The 17,824-nt window shown below is 45.0% G+C and carries 11 protein-coding genes and 1 pseudogene; 9 read left to right on the top strand and 3 right to left on the bottom strand.

What is annotated here, in order from left to right:
* The first annotated feature begins 60 nt into the window (after window positions 1–60).
* A complete protein-coding gene (locus QFZ80_RS21800; protein ID WP_307560956.1) occupies window positions 61–1,293 on the top strand; it encodes an MFS transporter in 1,233 nt (410 codons plus the stop codon).
* A 71-nt stretch (window positions 1,294–1,364) separates the two neighbouring features.
* On the opposite strand, the gene QFZ80_RS21795 is transcribed toward QFZ80_RS21800, so the two are convergent.
* From QFZ80_RS21795 to QFZ80_RS21785, 3 genes and pseudogenes are all read right to left on the bottom strand, one after another.
* Window positions 1,365–3,785 (bottom strand): beta-propeller domain-containing protein, encoded by a 2,421-nt coding sequence (locus QFZ80_RS21795; RefSeq protein WP_307560954.1) that lies wholly within the window; start codon window positions 3,783–3,785, stop codon window positions 1,365–1,367.
* A 173-nt stretch (window positions 3,786–3,958) separates the two neighbouring features.
* On the bottom strand, window positions 3,959–6,697 hold the full coding sequence (locus tag QFZ80_RS21790; protein WP_307560952.1) for an EAL domain-containing protein: 2,739 nt from the start codon (window positions 6,695–6,697) through the stop codon (window positions 3,959–3,961).
* Between the two features lie 216 nt (window positions 6,698–6,913).
* Window positions 6,914–7,871, bottom strand: a pseudogene (locus QFZ80_RS21785) (NADH:flavin oxidoreductase); the annotation flags it as partial.
* Window positions 7,872–8,020: 149 nt separating this feature from the next.
* Between QFZ80_RS21785 and QFZ80_RS21780 the strand changes: the two are divergent.
* The 8 genes from QFZ80_RS21780 to QFZ80_RS21745 all read left to right on the top strand — a co-directional run bounded on the left by QFZ80_RS21780 (window position 8,021) and on the right by QFZ80_RS21745 (window position 17,756).
* Window positions 8,021–8,671 carry a gluconate 2-dehydrogenase subunit 3 family protein gene (locus QFZ80_RS21780; protein WP_307554230.1) on the top strand — a complete coding sequence of 217 codons (651 nt, stop codon included), beginning with the start codon at window positions 8,021–8,023 and terminating at the stop codon, window positions 8,669–8,671.
* The gene (locus QFZ80_RS21775; RefSeq protein WP_307554232.1) at window positions 8,664–10,370 is read left to right on the top strand and encodes a GMC family oxidoreductase N-terminal domain-containing protein; all 1,707 of its coding nucleotides are present in this window, start codon (window positions 8,664–8,666) and stop codon (window positions 10,368–10,370) included. Before QFZ80_RS21780 ends, QFZ80_RS21775 begins: the two co-directional genes overlap by 8 nt.
* A gap of 379 nt (window positions 10,371–10,749) precedes the next feature.
* On the top strand, window positions 10,750–12,273 hold the full coding sequence (locus QFZ80_RS21770) for a spore germination protein (RefSeq protein ID WP_307554234.1): 1,524 nt from the start codon (window positions 10,750–10,752) through the stop codon (window positions 12,271–12,273).
* A gap of 15 nt (window positions 12,274–12,288) precedes the next feature.
* Window positions 12,289–13,461 carry a Ger(x)C family spore germination protein gene (locus QFZ80_RS21765; protein ID WP_307560949.1) on the top strand — a complete coding sequence of 391 codons (1,173 nt, stop codon included), beginning with the start codon at window positions 12,289–12,291 and terminating at the stop codon, window positions 13,459–13,461.
* Window positions 13,462–13,490: 29 nt separating this feature from the next.
* Window positions 13,491–14,585 (top strand): GerAB/ArcD/ProY family transporter, encoded by a 1,095-nt coding sequence (locus tag QFZ80_RS21760; RefSeq protein WP_307560948.1) that lies wholly within the window; start codon window positions 13,491–13,493, stop codon window positions 14,583–14,585.
* Between the two features lie 125 nt (window positions 14,586–14,710).
* Entirely contained in the window at window positions 14,711–16,300 is a 1,590-nt protein-coding gene (locus tag QFZ80_RS21755) for a spore germination protein (protein ID WP_307554241.1), read from the top strand.
* A 3-nt stretch (window positions 16,301–16,303) separates the two neighbouring features.
* Window positions 16,304–17,476, top strand: coding sequence for a Ger(x)C family spore germination protein (locus tag QFZ80_RS21750; protein WP_307554243.1), 1,173 nt, complete (start codon window positions 16,304–16,306; stop codon window positions 17,474–17,476).
* A 37-nt stretch (window positions 17,477–17,513) separates the two neighbouring features.
* Window positions 17,514–17,756 carry a hypothetical protein gene (locus tag QFZ80_RS21745; protein ID WP_307554245.1) on the top strand — a complete coding sequence of 81 codons (243 nt, stop codon included), beginning with the start codon at window positions 17,514–17,516 and terminating at the stop codon, window positions 17,754–17,756.
* The last annotated feature ends 68 nt before the right edge of the window (window positions 17,757–17,824 follow it).

The following is a 17,824-nucleotide window of genomic DNA, read 5'->3' as shown; positions in this document are numbered from 1 at the left end:
CACGAACGTATGTGCTATAATTGGAAGATTCTGAGTGTCAATTTAGATTGGAGATTAGGTATGAATTATTCGTTACTTCGGAATCGAACATTTGTTTTCATGATGATCGGAGAAGCCATTCAAGGTGCAGGTATTTGGACAAGCATCATTGCCAATTTGCAATTTATGCAAAGCCACGTCCCGTCTGATTTAGGTAAAAGCTTGATCTTGATGTGCGGTTTATTTCTCGGTGTTCTCATTTCGCCGCAAGCCGGGGTGTGGGCAGACCGCTATGATAAGAAAAAAATATTGCTTATATCAGGGATTGTCCGCTGTCTGGCTCCGATTGTCATGTTTGCGGCCATACAGTATCAATCTGTCGCCATCATGCTGTTGTCCGTCGTCATCATGCAAGTAGCGGCTACTGTTTATATGCCTACCGTACAAGCAGCGCTGCCTTCCGTCGTTCCAGCCTCCGAACTTCTTAAAGCGAACAGCGTAAATTTTAACGTGATTACTATAGCGAGAATTGGCGGCACTGCAGCAGCAGGTATATTGGTATCCATGATGAATTTGTACACAGTCTACGCGCTATCGCTTGCTTTTTACGTCATCCTCGTGATGCTCATTACACAGTTGAGGATTCCCAATACTGCGGATACCTTGGCTGCAAGAAAGAAGGAGAAAATCCGCTTTACGGAGTTGTTTCCACTTATTCGATCAGAACCGTCTATATTCATCGCACTTATCAATAGCGGGGTTATTACTTTGTTTCTAGGCGGTTTTAATTTGCTTGTACTGAAGTTTAGTCAAATCCAGCAGAAACCGGAACTGATGGGCTGGATCTATTCTTTAGAAGGCACTAGCATTTTGATTGCAGGTCTATTCGCAAAGCGTGTGATCGGCATGCGGAATCTGGTAACCAGCTCTACGCTGTTTATGTTATTATTTGCGCTTTCTTTTGCAGGAATGTCCTTCAGCGAGAGCAGTTTTGCGGTTCTCGGCTCTTTCGTTATGTTCGGTTGCGCAGTCGCTTTTTTCTTTCCGATGGTATCTACACTATTCCAAATCAAAGTGCCGAAAGAAGCACAAGGCCGCTTTTTCTCATTTCGTGGAATGCTTGACCGCGTCATGTTCCAGATTTCGCTGCTTGCGACCGGTGCTTGTCTCGATTGGTTTGGGATCTCCACATTTTTACTGACGCTCGCCCTCATTACAATATCAAGCGGGATCTTAACGTTGTTCATTGCCAAACGAAAATTAATGGACGTCCGGCAACCGATCACTGTAGACACAGTTGCGGGCGGGAAATAAATGAATCTAGAGAACGAACAAGCCCCGATCCTTGTAGGAATCGGGGCTTGCTTTATTTGTAGTGAAAAAGACTACGGAATTACCACCGAGTTCTTTTCCTGCAGCGTGCGAAGGTCGTTCGCTTTGATTAATCCGTTCGAGACGGTGTACAGCGTATCTCCGATATAAAGAACGCGCTGCACCTGTTTGTCGCCGGCATGAACGTATTGTCCGGCTTTTTGCAGATCTTCCTGAGTAAGATGGGTGATGCCGCCGCGGAACTGGAAGCCTTTTTCCAAATCAAGGTTGTAGACGTACGCACCTTGGAAAGCAAACTTGCCGTATGCGCTAGCAGGCATCTTCGGATCGTTTGTCGTGTGATTCGGATCGATTTTCATCACGTTAACTGGGAAGGAAAGTAGATTTTTTTCCTTGTTAAAGAGCAAGGCACGGTGATTGTGCAGCAGCTCAGAATCCGTTCCGCGGTCCCCGATCAGCTCCTTAAATTTCTCCTTCGGATTATTCACATCGGTTACATCGAACAGCGCCACTTTCATGCCTTGGTAATAGGCAATAGACTGCGGTCCATTCGGGTTTTTGATGTCGACCTCGATCGTATCTTTCCCGAAGCCAATAATGTGGTTTTCATCATAAGGATGCAGATAATCGCTGTAGCCAGGAATCTTCAACGCACCTAATAATTTCGGCCCCGCGGGATCCTTTAAATCCATGACGAATAGTGGATCAGTGTTTTTAAAAGTAACCATGTAAGCCCGGTCGCCCATGAAGCGGGTGGAATAAATCCGCTCTCCTGGAGCGATGTTTTCGATCTTGCCTTTCTCTTTCAGGTTCGCGTCAAGAATGAAAATATGGTTTTTCGAAATCCCCTCATCCGTCCGACCCATTTCGCCAGTAGTAGTAGCAAGCCGGAAATGGCCGTTATGTTCATCCATGGAAAATTGATTGAGTAAGCGTCCGGGCACCTTGCCTGTATTCTTGTACGCCGCTTTACCTGCGTTCAGCCCGAATTGATAAATAATCGTTTCCTGCTTAGGAAGTTCATAAGGCTGGCTGGATCCGTTCGGCTCACCGATTCGTATGCCTTGAGCGGGAACACCTGCAGGCATTTTCATCGGCTGGATTCGCATCTGTTCATAATTCGTTACGGCCATATACAAGTTCTCTTCGGATGCGTACACGTTCTGGCCTGAGCCGAGGTAAGAAGTGACATTCATCGTCTGCTTCAATTCATTCAGGTTGATGCCTCCGATGAGCACATAGTTGGGATCCAGGGCTTTCGGCAAGTAATAGACCTGATCCAAAGGAATAGAGGTAAAGGAATCGCCTGCCGCCGAATCTCGATAAGCAGGAGCTAGCCCAGTTTTCGCTTCTTCTTTATCGGCCATTTCCCGGTATTGGTAGTAATTCACGTACTTATTGGAAATAAAATAGAGCGATGATCCGATTTTGCGGGAAGAAACGTAGTTTCCTTCAAGCTCAGCGTCCTTCAGAAGCTTCAGGCTGCTCCGGTCAGTGAGGTCGTAAACGATGACCTTCGCGGTTCCCTGTGATCTCATAGGCATGATCATTTTCTTCTCAGTGGCGCCGTCTGTACCATTATAAGGGATCGGTTTATAGTTCTGATAAGAATTACCAAGCACGATCAGATGCTTTTCGTCCACGTAGATTTCACTTGGCTGGAACTGAGTGTCTTGATTTTTCGGGAAATCCAAAATGCTCAGCACTTTCATCTGGTCGGCGGGATAAGCCTGAGTGACTACGATACGCTGCTTGTTTACCGTATAGATGTACTTTCCATCAGTCTTGACGACATCGGATTCATCCACGCCTTGCACTTGCACGTTCGTGCCGGAGTAGCCGGGTGCTGCTGTGCTGACCGAATCTTGGACAGTAAGAGTAGCACCTTCGCTAGCTGGAACCGAAGCATTGCCGAAGGATTCAGATTTAGCTTGTTTGGTTATTGTTGTTAAACTAACTCTGGCGAACCCGCTGCTCTCATTCTGCGTCAAAAGTGTGACCAAGTGGTCATAGGTACCAACTACCGGCAAGCTGTCAGTCTGCTTCGTGACGTTCACTGAGCTGGTGGCCGAATCCCATCGAACAACATGATTGGCGCTTTCCATAAAGAAGCGTAGCGGAACGTACATAGAACCATCTACCATTTGCGTGCTGCCGTAAATGGTGTTTGCTTTACCGTTCACGTAGGCATAATCCGAATTCAATGGCAGCTTCAGCTCGTACCCGTTACCAGTAACAACCGCAAGCCGTTCTGCTTCATTCCATGTCACTCCCATGTCTAAAGCCTTTGCCAGATCCCGAACAGACGCCATCAGAACACCGTCCATTATTTTAGGCTGCAGCGAGAAAGCAAATGGCTGGCCCTCAAACTGGACCACAGGTTCCTGATCGGCGTTAGTGGCAGCGGGAGCGACTGCAGACGTTAAGATCATAGCGGAAAGCAGGAGGCCTACGAGCAACCCTTTTTTCATCATCTTCTTCATCCTTTTCTAAGTTATTGAGGATTTCTATTTCCATTATTTTCATCTATATCCTCTTAACGGATGAGCTTTCTAATTTGTTTCAGCGATTCGAAAATATTTTTATTTGTTACCTGTACACATGTAAAAAAAACGAGAATTGTCAATTTCTCGTTCAGATATGCCAACTATTCCGTATAAATAATCTTAACGATGTTATCCGCAGACATCGGAAGGCCCAGAAAATATCCCTGTGCTTCATGACAACCATAGTTTCTTAAAAGATTAAGCTGCTCCTCAGACTCGACGCCTTCAGCGATTACTTTTAGATTTAAATTGATACCTAAGGCGATGATGGTCTTCACGATGTTTTGATCGCTGATATCATTGGATAGGTCTTTAATAAATGTTCGATCTATTTTAATGCGGTCGATGGGGAAGTTCTTTAAATACGCCAATGAACTAAATCCCGTACCGAAATCATCAATGGAAATGCTTACTCCAATGCCTTTCAGTTTGGAGAGCAGCATCGTTGCACGGTCAAGATTCATGGTGATGCTTTCCGTAACTTCAATTTCCAAGTAATGGGGATCCATCCCTGTTTCATTCAAAATCTTGCTCATCAATTCAATTAAGTCCGGTTCATACATCTGCCTTGAGGATAGATTGACGGACATTTTAATTGTACGTCCACAATGGTTATGATCCATCCATAAACGCCATTGTTTGCATGCCTCTTGCAAGACCCATTTTCCGATTGGGACAATGAGTCCGACTTCTTCAGCAAATGGAATAAATTGCAATGGAGAGACGATTCCCTTCTCGGGATGATTCCACCGTATTAATGCTTCTACACCAATGAATTCTTTAGTAGCTATATCATATTGCGGTTGATAAACAAGTACAAATTCATTATTGTCTAGCGCTTTTCTGAGATTTCTGTAGAGCTCTACATGTTCAGAAGCGGGATATTCATTCTCTTTGACATAAAACTGGTGTAAATTTTCCCCTTGCTTCTTCGCTTGATACATCGCGATATCTGCCTGTTTGATCAAAGTTTCAAAAGTGCTCCCGTCAAAAGGAAACATGCTGATTCCGATACTAGTTGAGATATATAAATCTTGATCTTGAATATTGAAGGGGATAGTCAAGGCAACCATAATTGATTTAGCAATAGCTTCCGTTTCCTCTTTTGTTGTGTTGGGCAACATGATCGTGAATTCGTCTCCGCCTTGACGTGAGACAACACCCCTATTCATAATCATGGTCTGCAAACGATCAGAAACATTCTGCAGTAGAACATCTCCCAAGGAGTGCCCCATGGAATCGTTGATCATTTTGAAACGGTCTAAATCCAGATAAAGCACGGAAACGATTTGATCGTTTTGTTTGGCATCAACAATGGCTTTTTCAAGCATATGTTGAAATGATTTTCGATTCGGAAGTTTTGTTAATGAATCATGAAAAGCCATGTGACGAATGGTTGCTTCCGCTTTATCCCGTTCAATCACCAAACTTACAAGATAGGCCGCTCGTTCAATTAATTTAAGCTCATAGGTTTGGGGAGAATGCGGAACTTTGTAATACATGGCAAATGTTCCAAGCACCTGATTTTTTTTATCCGTTATCGGCACGGACCAACAAGCTCTAAGCCCGTGGATTAGTGCAAGCTCGCGATAGTCATTCCATAAAGGATCATTCCCGATATCAGAAACTATGATCTTGGTATTGTAGAAAGCGGCTGTGCCACAAGAACCTACTATTGGTCCTATTTCCACTCCATCTATCGCACGAATATAGGATTCAGGCAGGTTTGGAGCTGCACTATGTATCAACCGTTCGTTTTCCAATAAAAGAATCGAACAAATAGCGCCGCTTTGTTGTTCGACTAACTCAATAATTCGATGCAAAATAGCACCCATAGGTTTTCCTTTTGCTATCATTTCCAAAATATCATTTTGGCCTAATAAGTTATCTTGTACTAATTTCCGATCCGTAATGTCGCGGCCAATAACAATGAGCCATTGTCGGCTTCCCTTATGATCATAAACGGGCACTTTTGTATATTCAACCATCATAATTGCCCCATTGGTACGTTTAATTTCTTCCTCGAAAATGATCGGTTTGCGTGCCTCCCAAGCTTCTTGATCCGTTTCTTCACATGTCATGAACATCTCTCTGTGAAATTCATTGGTTTTTTGGAAGTCGCTGTTCGTTTTACCTTTGTATGTATCTTGATCTAACTCAAATAGTCGGAGAACTGCATTGTTTGCTTCGATCCATCTACCTTTACCATCTTTAAAAACAACAATGTCAGGCATCGTATGAATTAAAGTTAGTAAATTTTGCTCGCTTAATTTTAATTTTTTCTCTTCCAACAATCGTATTAGCTCAGCAGATGCCCTGAATGAGAAAATTTTCAGTATAGTTTCTGCAAGAGACCTGTCATGAAGCGGTTGATCATTCATCACAACAAGTATGCCAATTACAGTACCATCGACATGTAACAGAGGAATACCCAGATAGCTTTGAATATCAAGTCTGGTCAAATCCGAGTCCAAAGGAAATAAATTCTGCACATACTCTTGATAACAACACAGACGCTTTTCATTTACAACATTTTCACAAGGTGTATGTTCCAAATTGTATTCAAATTGCTCAATCATTTCTCCTTGCTTATACATGGCAATTGTTTTTACACAGTGATGATCAACTTCAGCAATGAAAGCATAAGAGCATTTTAAAACACGAGCTAAATATTGTACCAAGTGTGTAAAAAAACTTTCTGAGACCTCACTTTCAATACCTTGGGCGATATCGAGAATGGTTTTTTTGAGGTAATCATTTTCATTTTGTAAGGCAATGAAAGCTTCAGTAGTATGACTTGGTTTAAGATCTATATTAGGTCTATTAAATTGCTTTTTCATATGTTCTCCTGAAGTAGTTAATAGTACCTATGAAATTCGACAAAAAATGATAAACTCCTTCCTTTGAGGCGCTTACTCGAACGGTGCGGGCAGCTCCATGCGAGTCTGCTTGGAGCTTCCTTGATGATGAAGGTTGTTGATGCTAAGCGATATTCACCAATGGACATAAAAAAAGACTCCCAATGAATATAGGAGCCATCTTTATAAGATCCTTAATTAATAGAGTGTCTTGGTTGATTCTGGAGTGAAGGGCAGCAGCTCATTCGTGCGGCCATCGCGAATCTTGTTGGTCCATTCGGGATCATGCAGCAAAGCGCGGCCGACAGCGACCAAGTCAAATTCGCCTTGTTCCAATCGTTCCAACAGATTCTCAAGATGTACAGCATTCGCGCCGAAACCTTCACGGAATAGCTTCGTAAATTCAACATCCAATCCGACGGAGCCAACGGTGATGGTCGGTTTGCCCGTTAGCTTCTTGGTCCAGCCCGCAAGGTTCAGAGAAGAACCTTCAAATTCTGGTTCCCAGAATCGTCGGGTTTGAGCAGTGGAACACATCGACTCCGGCATTAACCAATGGAGTCAAGAATTGCGCAAGTTCCTCCGGTGTGTTCGCTAACTTGGCTGCATAATCAGAACTCTTCCATTGGGAGAATCTGAACACGATAGGAAATTCGGGGCCGATTGCACGCCGACAAGCTTCGATGACTTCAACTGCGAATCGGGTGCGGGCAACCAAGCTTACACCTTAGTTGTCAGTACGCTGATTCGTTTCCTCCCAGAAGAATTGGTCAATTAAGTAACCGTGTGCGCCATGCAGCTCGATGCCGTCAAATCCGATTCGTTTGGCGTCGGCAGCAGCTTGCGCATAGGCAGCGACAATCTCGCGAATTTCTTCTATAGTTAGTGGCTCAGACACCTTCTCTCCCGTCAGATCGAGTTCGGACGGGCCAACAGGTAGCACTTCAGGATTCGGTTCGCTTCCAACCTTGCGTGTCGTCCCTACATGCCAAAGCTGCGGAATGATTTTACCTCCAGCCTCGTGTACGCCGGCTGCTACTCTTGCCCAACCTTGCAAGGCAGCTTCGCCGTGAAAATTCGGCCAGTTCGGGCTTGCACCGGCAGCCGGATGGTTGATAAGCGTACCTTCTGTCACAATGAGTCCGATACCGTGCTCAATTCATACTATATTCATTGGAATACAATTTTTTAAAAAAGTAGATAATTAAAAGAATAAGAAGAGTCATCAAACATAATTGATTTATTCATTTTATATATATAAAGATTGGAGGAATTTAGGATAATGAAGAAAGGATGATGTATTCGATGCATGCATACGATGCGATGGCAAGTGAACACATCCGGACAACTTTTATTGCGTTGGTTGAAGCGATTGTCCCGAATACGCCTGAGTTAGCCGCATATGGGGCAGAGCAAGCCGCAGGTGCGGTGGAACTGGGTATTCACGATTATATGATCTGGGAATTGGATCACAATCTTTCGCTTTTTGTGGGTTATTATCTAGCTGATATTCCTATGGCGTCTCCTACTGCAAGGCTTCTCAATGCCGGCGCGGCCCAGTTTATCGCAGCGGGCAAAGCGCAGGACTCTCAATTGCATGCCGTTTGGGGGGGCGGCCCTTTCGCCTGTCTCTCGCCCCGCGACCGTATACGTGTATTGGCGATGCTGGAGCAGCTTGATGTTGATCTCGGGAGCTTGCCGCCCCCCTATAAAGACGATGGCGGACTCATTGTATTTATAGTCGATTATCTGAACCGGGGGACGATGTTTGGTTTTTATTCAGAGTGGTCCGCATACGGGTCAACACGACTGAGAACACCGACGGAACGAAGACTGGAACATTTTCCGATTGGTTGGAAGCAGGTGGGTTATCCGGGTGTTTCCAAGGGTTATCGCGCGCTTCGCGGATTTTTGTTGACGATTGAACGACAAGGAGGTGACTCATCAAATGGTTGATGCCGATGTGATCATAATCGGGTCAGGCGGCGGTGGAGCCGTCGCGGCCAAGGAGCTCGGTGAGCTAGGTCTTAAAGTATTGGTGCTTGAAGCAGGCCCGTGGTATGGGAACAGCAAGTGGCCGAATCCAAATAAAGAACGCGGTGCGGAGTGGAGCTCCGATCATGCTGATCTGGATGTAGGACTATATAAGAAAATTTACAATTCATATGAAAACAATATGAACGATCAGGTGTCAGGTACATTTCGCTTTGGCCCAGCGGATCGCCGGCGCACGCCTTGGCACCGGATTATGCGGCAGAAGGGTGAAGTTTGGCAACTTTCCGGAGTCGGAGGAACGACTCAACATTACTGGTCCCAGTCTCCGCGGGCTTTTCCTGCGGCTGTTGATAATGTTTGGCCGATTAGTTATCGCGAGCTAATTCCTTATTATGAAAAAGCCGAAGCCACATTGCCCGTTCAATTCGCGCCGACGACTCCGAAAGAAGAGCTGTTTTACTACGGGGCCAAAAAGGCCGGATGGACACTGAATCCGACGCTTGATGTCGTAACTCCGGGTTATCGACCGAATCCCAATGCGATCCTTCGTACTAATGAACATCTGATGGATCCTAATTACTCAATGGAGCAATTATCCCATATGGAAGGATGCTCCTTGAGGGGGCATTGTGTTAATGGATGCACGACCGGTCCTTCGGTAGATCGAATTGCTAAACGGAGTACCCTTGTCAGTTATATTCCCCTCGCTCTCAAGACGGGGAACGTTTCTATACGGCCCAATACCTTTGTGATCAAAATTTTGACAGAACTCGATCCGAAAGAAGGACTTCGCGCTACGGGGGTGAAGTTTCGGGATACGTGGACGGGAGAAATAGGTGAGCTTACAGCCAAAACGGTTGTCATGGCAGCGGGCTGCATCGAATCGCCTCGGCTTTGGCTGAATTCCGAACTGCCTCACAATCCTTGGGTAGGGAGAGGACTGACCAATCATTATTTCGATTGGGTTGGAGGCGTATTCGACGAAAAGGATCTGATGAGTATACTGGGAGTGCCGTCCGTTTATCCATACATGGGACCCACATCCGGGGGCAGAGTCGATATTCCGGGACTTGGCGTGTTTCAGGTTTCCTGTTTGAGCCCTGGATTAATGGCCTCCTTGACTTACGGCTTCAGTGAAGCGGGGTATGACGCGCTTAATCCGCCTGAACCGGGAGAGCCTTGGAATATTCGAGGCAGGGTCGTAGGACCGGAGCTAAAAGAATTGATGGCGAACTATAGCCGGACAATGACGATGCTGCTCCTCGCCGACGATGAGACGCTCTATAGCAATAGAGTGGAAGTCGATCCGCTGCTGAAAGACGAACATGGGCCGATCCCAGTTATCTATTATACCCCCAATAAGAAAACCTTACAGCGGCGCGATCAATTAGCCAGATATGCTTGCGAAACCCTGCAGCATGCCGGCGCAAAAAAAATCATCAGAACGGACTCGCCGACCGGCTGGTTGCTTCATCTCGAAAGCACGATGCGTATGGGATACGTTGTGGATACGAATTGCGAGGCCTATCAAGTTAAGCGTTTATATATTGGCGACAACAGCGTGCATTTCAACGGAATTGGAGGACCTAATCCGACGCTTACGACTCAGGCGCTGGCAACACGCATGTCGGAGAAGCTAGCCCAAACCTATTTTAGTTAAAACCAAGCAGGCAGGTCAGGAGGGAATATCCTGCCTGCCTGTTTATTCGTTTCGGGGCCTCTATAAAGCAAATGGAATATACTTGGAAGCTGCGATATTTTGTGGGGCCATTTTATTAACCCTTTGAAACCGTATAATAAAGCACCAAACCCGATAAAACAACAATACATAAAAAACCGATGGATTTCCCAATTAACCCGTTGCGCATGCTATTGTACGTCCTTCCTCGTTCATAACCATTAAGTTTCCACGGAATAAGGGGAAATATACCAATGATATTTGTTCCATTTTAGGGAGAAACTTTAAGGTGAACTGAGTATAATACTACTCCTCAGTAACCTCTTCTTTCTGAAAAAACTCAAAGGGCGTGAAGACACATATGGCGTATAAAGGAGTGCTGCCTTGGCGAACGAAAGTAAAGAAGGAGAGACTTGAAGTTGAAACTATAGGTGAAATTGAAGAGGAACTATCTGATAAGCTCGATGCTAATGAAGCTTGGTTAAAACAGACGTTTTCAAATTGTTCGGATCTGATAGTCAGAAAGGTAAATCTATACGATTCAATCCCTTGTATGTTGGTATTCTTCAAGGAATTGGTCGATACCAAACAATTGGATGATGAATTATTGAAAACGCTCTTTAATGATATGACGATTGAATTAGATACATCTACCCAGCTCATTGAACAGATGAAAAGTGAACTGCTTCCAATAGCGCAGACCAGAATCGTTAATAATAAGAAAGAAACTGTTAAGCAAATTACAAGGGGACAAGTAGTTCTGTTTGTGGAATCTTCGAACCAGGTTCTGTCCATAACTATGAAGGGGAAATTGCATCGTGATCTGCAAGAACCCAATATGGAGTCGGTGATTCGCGGTCCGAAAATTGGGTTTATTGAGAATATCGACATTAATATGGGATTAATCCGTCAGATCATTCGTACACCTCAATTGAAGATGGAACAATTGCTAGTTGGAGAGGTTTCACAAACGGAGGTCGTTATCGCGTATTTAGAGAACGTGGCTTCACCTGAGGTGATCATGGAAGTAAGAAAACGCATATCGCAACTGGATATGGAAACTGTTTTGGAATCTGGTTACATAGAAGAAATGATCCGTGATGCGCCTTACTCGCCTTTTCCGGTGATCCAAATGACTGAACGGCCTGACGTCGTGTCAGCTTCGCTGATAGAAGGGAAAGTTGCTATTCTGGTGGACGGAACCCCAATGGTGCTTGTTGCTCCCATTACTTTCTGGCACGCCTTTCAAACAGTGGAGGATTATTACACGAACTTTATTATTGCTACATTTTTGCGATGGCTTCGATATTTTTTTACCTTCATATCCTTAATTTTGCCGTCCTTGTTTATTGCTGTGGACACGTTTCATCCGGAAATGATACCCACAAGCTTGATTTTGTCTCTTGCATCGGCACGGGAACCGGTTCCTTTTCCGACGTTGATGGAAATCATGATGATGGAAATTGCTTTTGAAGCGATTCGCGAGGCGGGAATACGCCTTCCCAGACAAGTCGGCCAGACGATCAGCATTGTAGGCGTACTTGTGATCGGACAAGCTGCCGTTCAGGCAGGTATCGTATCTGCGCCGATTGTTATTGTCGTATCTTTGACGGGAATCGCATCCTTTCTCATTCCCAGTAACAATATGAGTCAGGCGATTCGTATTTTACGATTTCCGCTCATGCTATCTGCAGGTATCTTTGGTTTGTATGGTCTTGGCGTTTCAATAATTGCGCTGCTGATTCATCTCGTTAACTTGCGTTCCTTCGGCGTTTATTATATGTCGCCACTCGCTCCGTTTCAATTTTCCGGAATATTGGATGTATTCGTAAGAGCCCCGTGGTGGGTCATACACAAGCGTCAAAATCGCATTCGCTCGAAATAGGAGTTGAAGAAACAAATGAGCCGGATGAAAGGGTCTAAAACGATAGCTCTCATCCTTTGTCTCAGTTTAATGACTGGCTGTTGGGATCGGAACGAGGTTAACGATCTTGCGTTTGTGCTTGCCAGCGGTCTCGATCTTGCTAAGAATGGACAGGTAGAGGTTACGCTGCAAATCGCTCTTCCTACAGAAATGCCCAGTGCCATGCAGGGGGGGAGAGCGGGCGAGAAAAGAACGGTATTGGTCGTCTCGGAAAAAGGAAGAGATGGTACGGATATTTTGCACAAATTGCAGAAGCGATTATCCCGGCGAATCTTTATGGGGCACAGGGGGGTGATCATCATCGGTGAAGAATATGCCAGACATGGTATTGATCAGGTTTTAGATCAATTTCTGCGTGCGCCTGGTAGCCGATATAGCAGTTATTTTCTGACTGCAAATGGAACAACCGCCAAACAAGCGTTACAAACACGGTACTTGCTGGAAGCTATACCGGCCATCGCTCTTAAAAAAATGCAATTAACCGGACTCGGTTTATCCATTAAAATGGATGAATTTTTGGATGCACAATCCTCTCCCGGGAGGTCACCAGTAACTGGAGCCCTAAAGGCATATTACAGCAAGAATGAAGAAGGGGTATTCAATGTTGATGAAGCGGCCGTGTACCAAGAGAATAGGCTGGTTGGATTTCTAACGCCAAATGAAAAGAAGATATTAATCTGGCGGAGAGGGAAACTCAAACTAAGCAAAATAACTGCGCAGGTCGAACCAAAAGTGAAAGGCTATAAGGGAACCGTTGGCATTGATATATTGCAATCGAAAGCGAGCTTGCTCACAAAGATGAATAATGGCATGCCCGAGGTGACAATGGTCTTCAAAGCCAAGGCAAGAGTAATGGAAAACGATACGAAGTTGGATTTAAGCAAAGGTGAAAATTTCAAACTAGTCGAAAGCAAACTAAAGAATGAGATAGAAGCACAAGTGAAAAGTACGCTTAATCACGTACAAAAGCGATTAAAGGCAGACATTTTCGGTTTTGGAGAAGAAATTCATATCAAACACGCCTCTTATTGGAAGCAAAACAAGGATCAATGGAAAGACATCTATCCGGGAGTTCCGGTTACGATTAAGATTGACGTCAAAGTTCAACGTATTGGCCGTACCCAGTCGCCTGCGCACCTGAAAAAGTAGAACTATTCAACCCGAAAAGGATGATAACAATGAAAGTGAGCGGAATTCAAGCGTTCTGGATGATTACCATCATGGATATTGGCATGACCTTGCTGATGACGTTCACTCCCAGTTTGCAGGCTGCTAAGCAGGATGCTTGGGTCTCCGTTCTGATTGCGGGATGCATCGCCTTGCTGATCGCTGTGATAACAACCAAGCTTGTGCTGCTTCATCCGGAGCAGACTTTCATCCAATTCAGTCAAACGATTATGGGGAAATGGCTCGGTAAGATCGTCATCGTTATCTATCTTGTCCAATGGTATACCATCATTCCAATCGTTCTGCGCCAATTCAGTGATTTGCTCCGAGTTCTGCTCCTTAATACAACTCCGGGAATATTTATCATAGTGCCTATGGTTCTGATCGTTATGTATGTGACCTATTCCGGAGGGATCGATGGGATCGGACGTGTCAGCGAAATATTGGGACCGGTTATTTTTTTGATGGTATTGCTGGTGCTGACCACAAGCGTCATCAATATACAATGGAATCGTCTGCTGCCCTTTTATGTTGACAGCGGTATGGGAGCTATTATCAAGGGTGCGCTTCCCCCCGCTTCCTACCTTGGGCATGCGGTTGAATTTTTCATGATTTCACCGTTTCTTTTTACACCACGCAAGGGATCCCCCTACGTGATTTGGGGTGTTGCCATTGCCAGCTTTGGTGTGCTGTTATCGATGATCATGGTCATTTTAACGGTAGGCGTCAATCTCTCCTCCAAAATGTGGTATCCATTTTTTGAAATGACAAAAAAGATTGCTGTTTTTGGGTTTATTGAAAACTTGGACGCTATTGCGGTTGTGATTTGGATTGCCAGTGTATTCGTTAAATTGTCCATTTATATGTTTGTTGCCAGTTACGGAACGGCCCAGTTTTTACAAGTGAAAAATTGGAAGAACATGATCTGGTTTATTGCCCCGGTTGTTACGGCATTTGCGTTCATCCCCCAGAATGTCTCCGAGGCGACCGGCAGTTATTTGAATCATTACTGGGTTCCGTTTGTTCTTCCTGTCAACATGATCGGCTTGCCCTTGCTGCTGCTTATCGTAGGGAAAATCCGGCAGAAGAAACAAACAGCAAGTTAGCAAAAATGGACTATAGCGCATGAATGAATGACCGATAGGTAATCCTCATCGGTGTATAACTATACATATTATGGGAGATTATAAACTTAATTTCCGACTAGGCTGCAGAAAGGATGGGGGTCAGAATGAATATAACCAAATTTTTCAAGAAACATCGCATAAAAAGTACATCCTCCCCTAACCTTCTTCAGGATGCAGCTAAGCAGGAACCATTGAAAGTGCATGAAGCGATTTCGTCGAGCCTTTCTGTAAACAGAAAGAGGTTGGAGCAAATATTCGCCAACTGTAAAGATATCACTTTCATTCCGTGGCACTATGGAGCCAATCTCCAGTATGAGGCGATGGCCATTTATTGTATCACATTAGTTAAAGACAAAAAGGTGAATTATTTTAAAACCGTCATGCAGGATTTGGTTTCCCATCAGATAGGACCGGCCACAGATATCAAACCAGGCGATGTGATCAACTTTTTCGAGAGTCATGGGGCTTCCGCTGAAACCGCACATACGATAGGAGATTTGGATAGATCGGTTGAAGATATATTGGAAGGAAAAGTTGTTGTCTTTTTCGATCATTGGGACAAAGCACTGAGCTTCTTGGCGATAACGCTTCAAGAGAGACAAGTGACGGAGAACCTGATTGAGCCAGTGGTGAGAGGTCCGCACGAGAGCACGGTAGAAAATCTGAGTCAGAATATCGGTCTGATACGGGTACGCTTGAGAACCCCTGACTTTAAGTTGGAATTTTTCAAAGGAGGGGGGAAATCGAATTCCGAGGTTGCTTACGCTTATATAGAAGGAGCCGTGAATCCGGAAACGTTGGCGGAGTTTCAGGAGCGGATCACACCGGCCAAAGAAATGGATGTATTGGAAACTTCCTATATTGAAGAACTGCTTGAGGAGTCGGTATACTCGCCATTACCGCAATCCCGGGTTACGGAGCGTCCTGATGTAGCTGCTGCCGCCCTCTTGGACGGTAAGATTATTGTGATGGTTTCTGGAAGTCCGTCGATTCTTATCTGTCCCGGTTTATTCCTCGAGTTTTTGATGTCTCCTGAAGACGATTACCAAAGAACGGTTTTTTCATCCTTTATCAGGTGGTTAAGATTCATCGCTTTTTTCTTGACCGTATTTCTTCCAGCCATTTATATCGCATTGACTACCTTCGATCCCGAGCTAATTCCAACTGTGCTGCTGCTAGCGATTCTCAACACGCGGGAAGGGATTCCATTTCCGGCCTTTATAGAGGCGTTGATCATGGTCTTTTTTTTCGAAATTCTGGTCGAAGCGGGAGTTCGATTGCCGCGCCCTGTAGGCTCTGCCGTCAGTATCGTAGGTGCGTTGGTGATTGGGGAAGCATCCATTAATGCCGGCATAGCTTCCCCAATCATGGTTGTCGTGGTGGCCCTTACCGGGATCGCGAAATTCTCGCTCCCGCAGTATAGTCTACAAACTTGTGTCCGAGTCCTGCGAATACTCTTGATGTGCCTTTCCGCTTTTTTGGGGGGATTTGGGCTGATGATCGGGATCCTGCTGCTGCTGCTGCATATGATGAGTTTACGCTCGCTCGGTCAGCCTTATCTTGCTCCGTTAGGACCCCTTCGTCCACGACAATTGCGCGATGTGTTTATCCGGGCACCGCTGATTTCTCAACTTCGCTCGCCGAGAAACCGACACAAGCATAATCGGCTCGCAGATAACAGGAAAGAAGGATGAACGGTGAGAACGTTTGGAACCGCTGCATTAACTTTTGTGGTCCTTGTCTTCTTAACCGGATGCTGGAATAGAGTCGAGTTGGATACCCTAGCCTTTGTTCAGGGAGTTGCAATCGATCAATCGGAAGACGGGAAAGATATTGAACTGAACATCCAATTCTATAGGCCGATGACGGGAAGTAAACAGCAAGACGGAGGACCATCTAGAGAAAGCTATGTCAATATTACAACAAGAGATAAGTCTTTGTTTGAAGCAATCCGCGATATGACCATTCATATCGGCCGGAAGGCGCAGTGGAGCCATATGCGGGTTCTGATCATCGGAGAAGAAATTGCCAGGAAACGGAATATCGGCGAGATCCTCGATTTTTTCTCACGGGATCACGAACCGCGGGCAACGATAAGCGTTATGATCGGCAAAGATAAGGCGGAGCTTTATTTGAAAAAAGGCAAGCCGTTTGTTGAAACGTCCATGGGTCAGCAATTGCGCGAGTCTGAACACGTGGCCTATAAGAATACAGGGAAATCGTTAAAATCCTCCTTTATCGATCTGATGCTGGAATTGAAAAGTGAAACGGGCGTTGCCGCGGTACCGTATGTTTACTTTGACCCGAAGAATATGCCGATAAGCTCTCCCGTTACCGGACTGGCGCTGATGAAGAAAGGGAAACTGGTTAATGTGCTGCCAGCAAAAAAAATCGAAAGCTTATTGATGCTGATGGACGAATATCAATCAGGCATTATCCAAGTCGAATGCCCGGGTGAGAGCAAAAAGGACATGAAGAAGGTGGAAGCTGTTGAAGTTTCGACCCTAAATACGAAACTCAAAGTGAAAGTCGAAGGGGATTCGGTGTCCGCACATGTTTCGACCAAAATTGATGGGTATTTCGGCGAACTTTCCTGTACGACTCTGAAAACCCCGGAGGACGTAGAGAAGTTTAACGAAAGAGTCCAAAAGGTTATCGAACAGGATATGAAAAGTACCCTGCTTCTTCTCCAGAAGCAAAAAATGGATGTACTTGGAATTGGAAATCGCATATACCGCAAGAATCCGGCTTTATGGTATCGTTTGAAGCCGGATTGGGAAGAACGATTTCAAGGTATGGCATTTACCGTTGAAGTTAAAGCAAATATATTCAATACAGGAGCTAACCTTGGCGAACCGGTTGCCAAATAGTCCCGTCTTTGCAATATGAGCGAACGGGGAGAAAACGATGATCGAGAAAATCTTGGTTGTACTAGTGGTATATACGGCCATTTTTATTCATGATGGACTGAATCTGAAGCATGCAAGCGGTAAGGTGAGGTTCGTTCATGGGATGTTGATGATCGCTGCTCTATATCCAAGTCTTATTTATGTGCTGGAGCTGCGTTGGCCGAATCTGGACGAGTTGGTTCATTTCTTTTTGAAAGATCCGGCGAAGAAAATTGTGGAAACGGTCAAAATTCCATCGTAACGAAGCTTAGGCTTCCGAAGCAAGTTTTTTTCGAAAAACGCTAATGAGGAGGCAGGTGATGATGAGGT

Source organism: Paenibacillus sp. V4I7 (assembly GCF_030817275.1).
Lineage (GTDB): Bacteria > Bacillota > Bacilli > Paenibacillales > NBRC-103111 > Paenibacillus_E.
The sequence above is the reverse complement of the archived record's forward strand: the minus strand, read 5'-3'. Positions and strand labels throughout refer to the sequence as shown.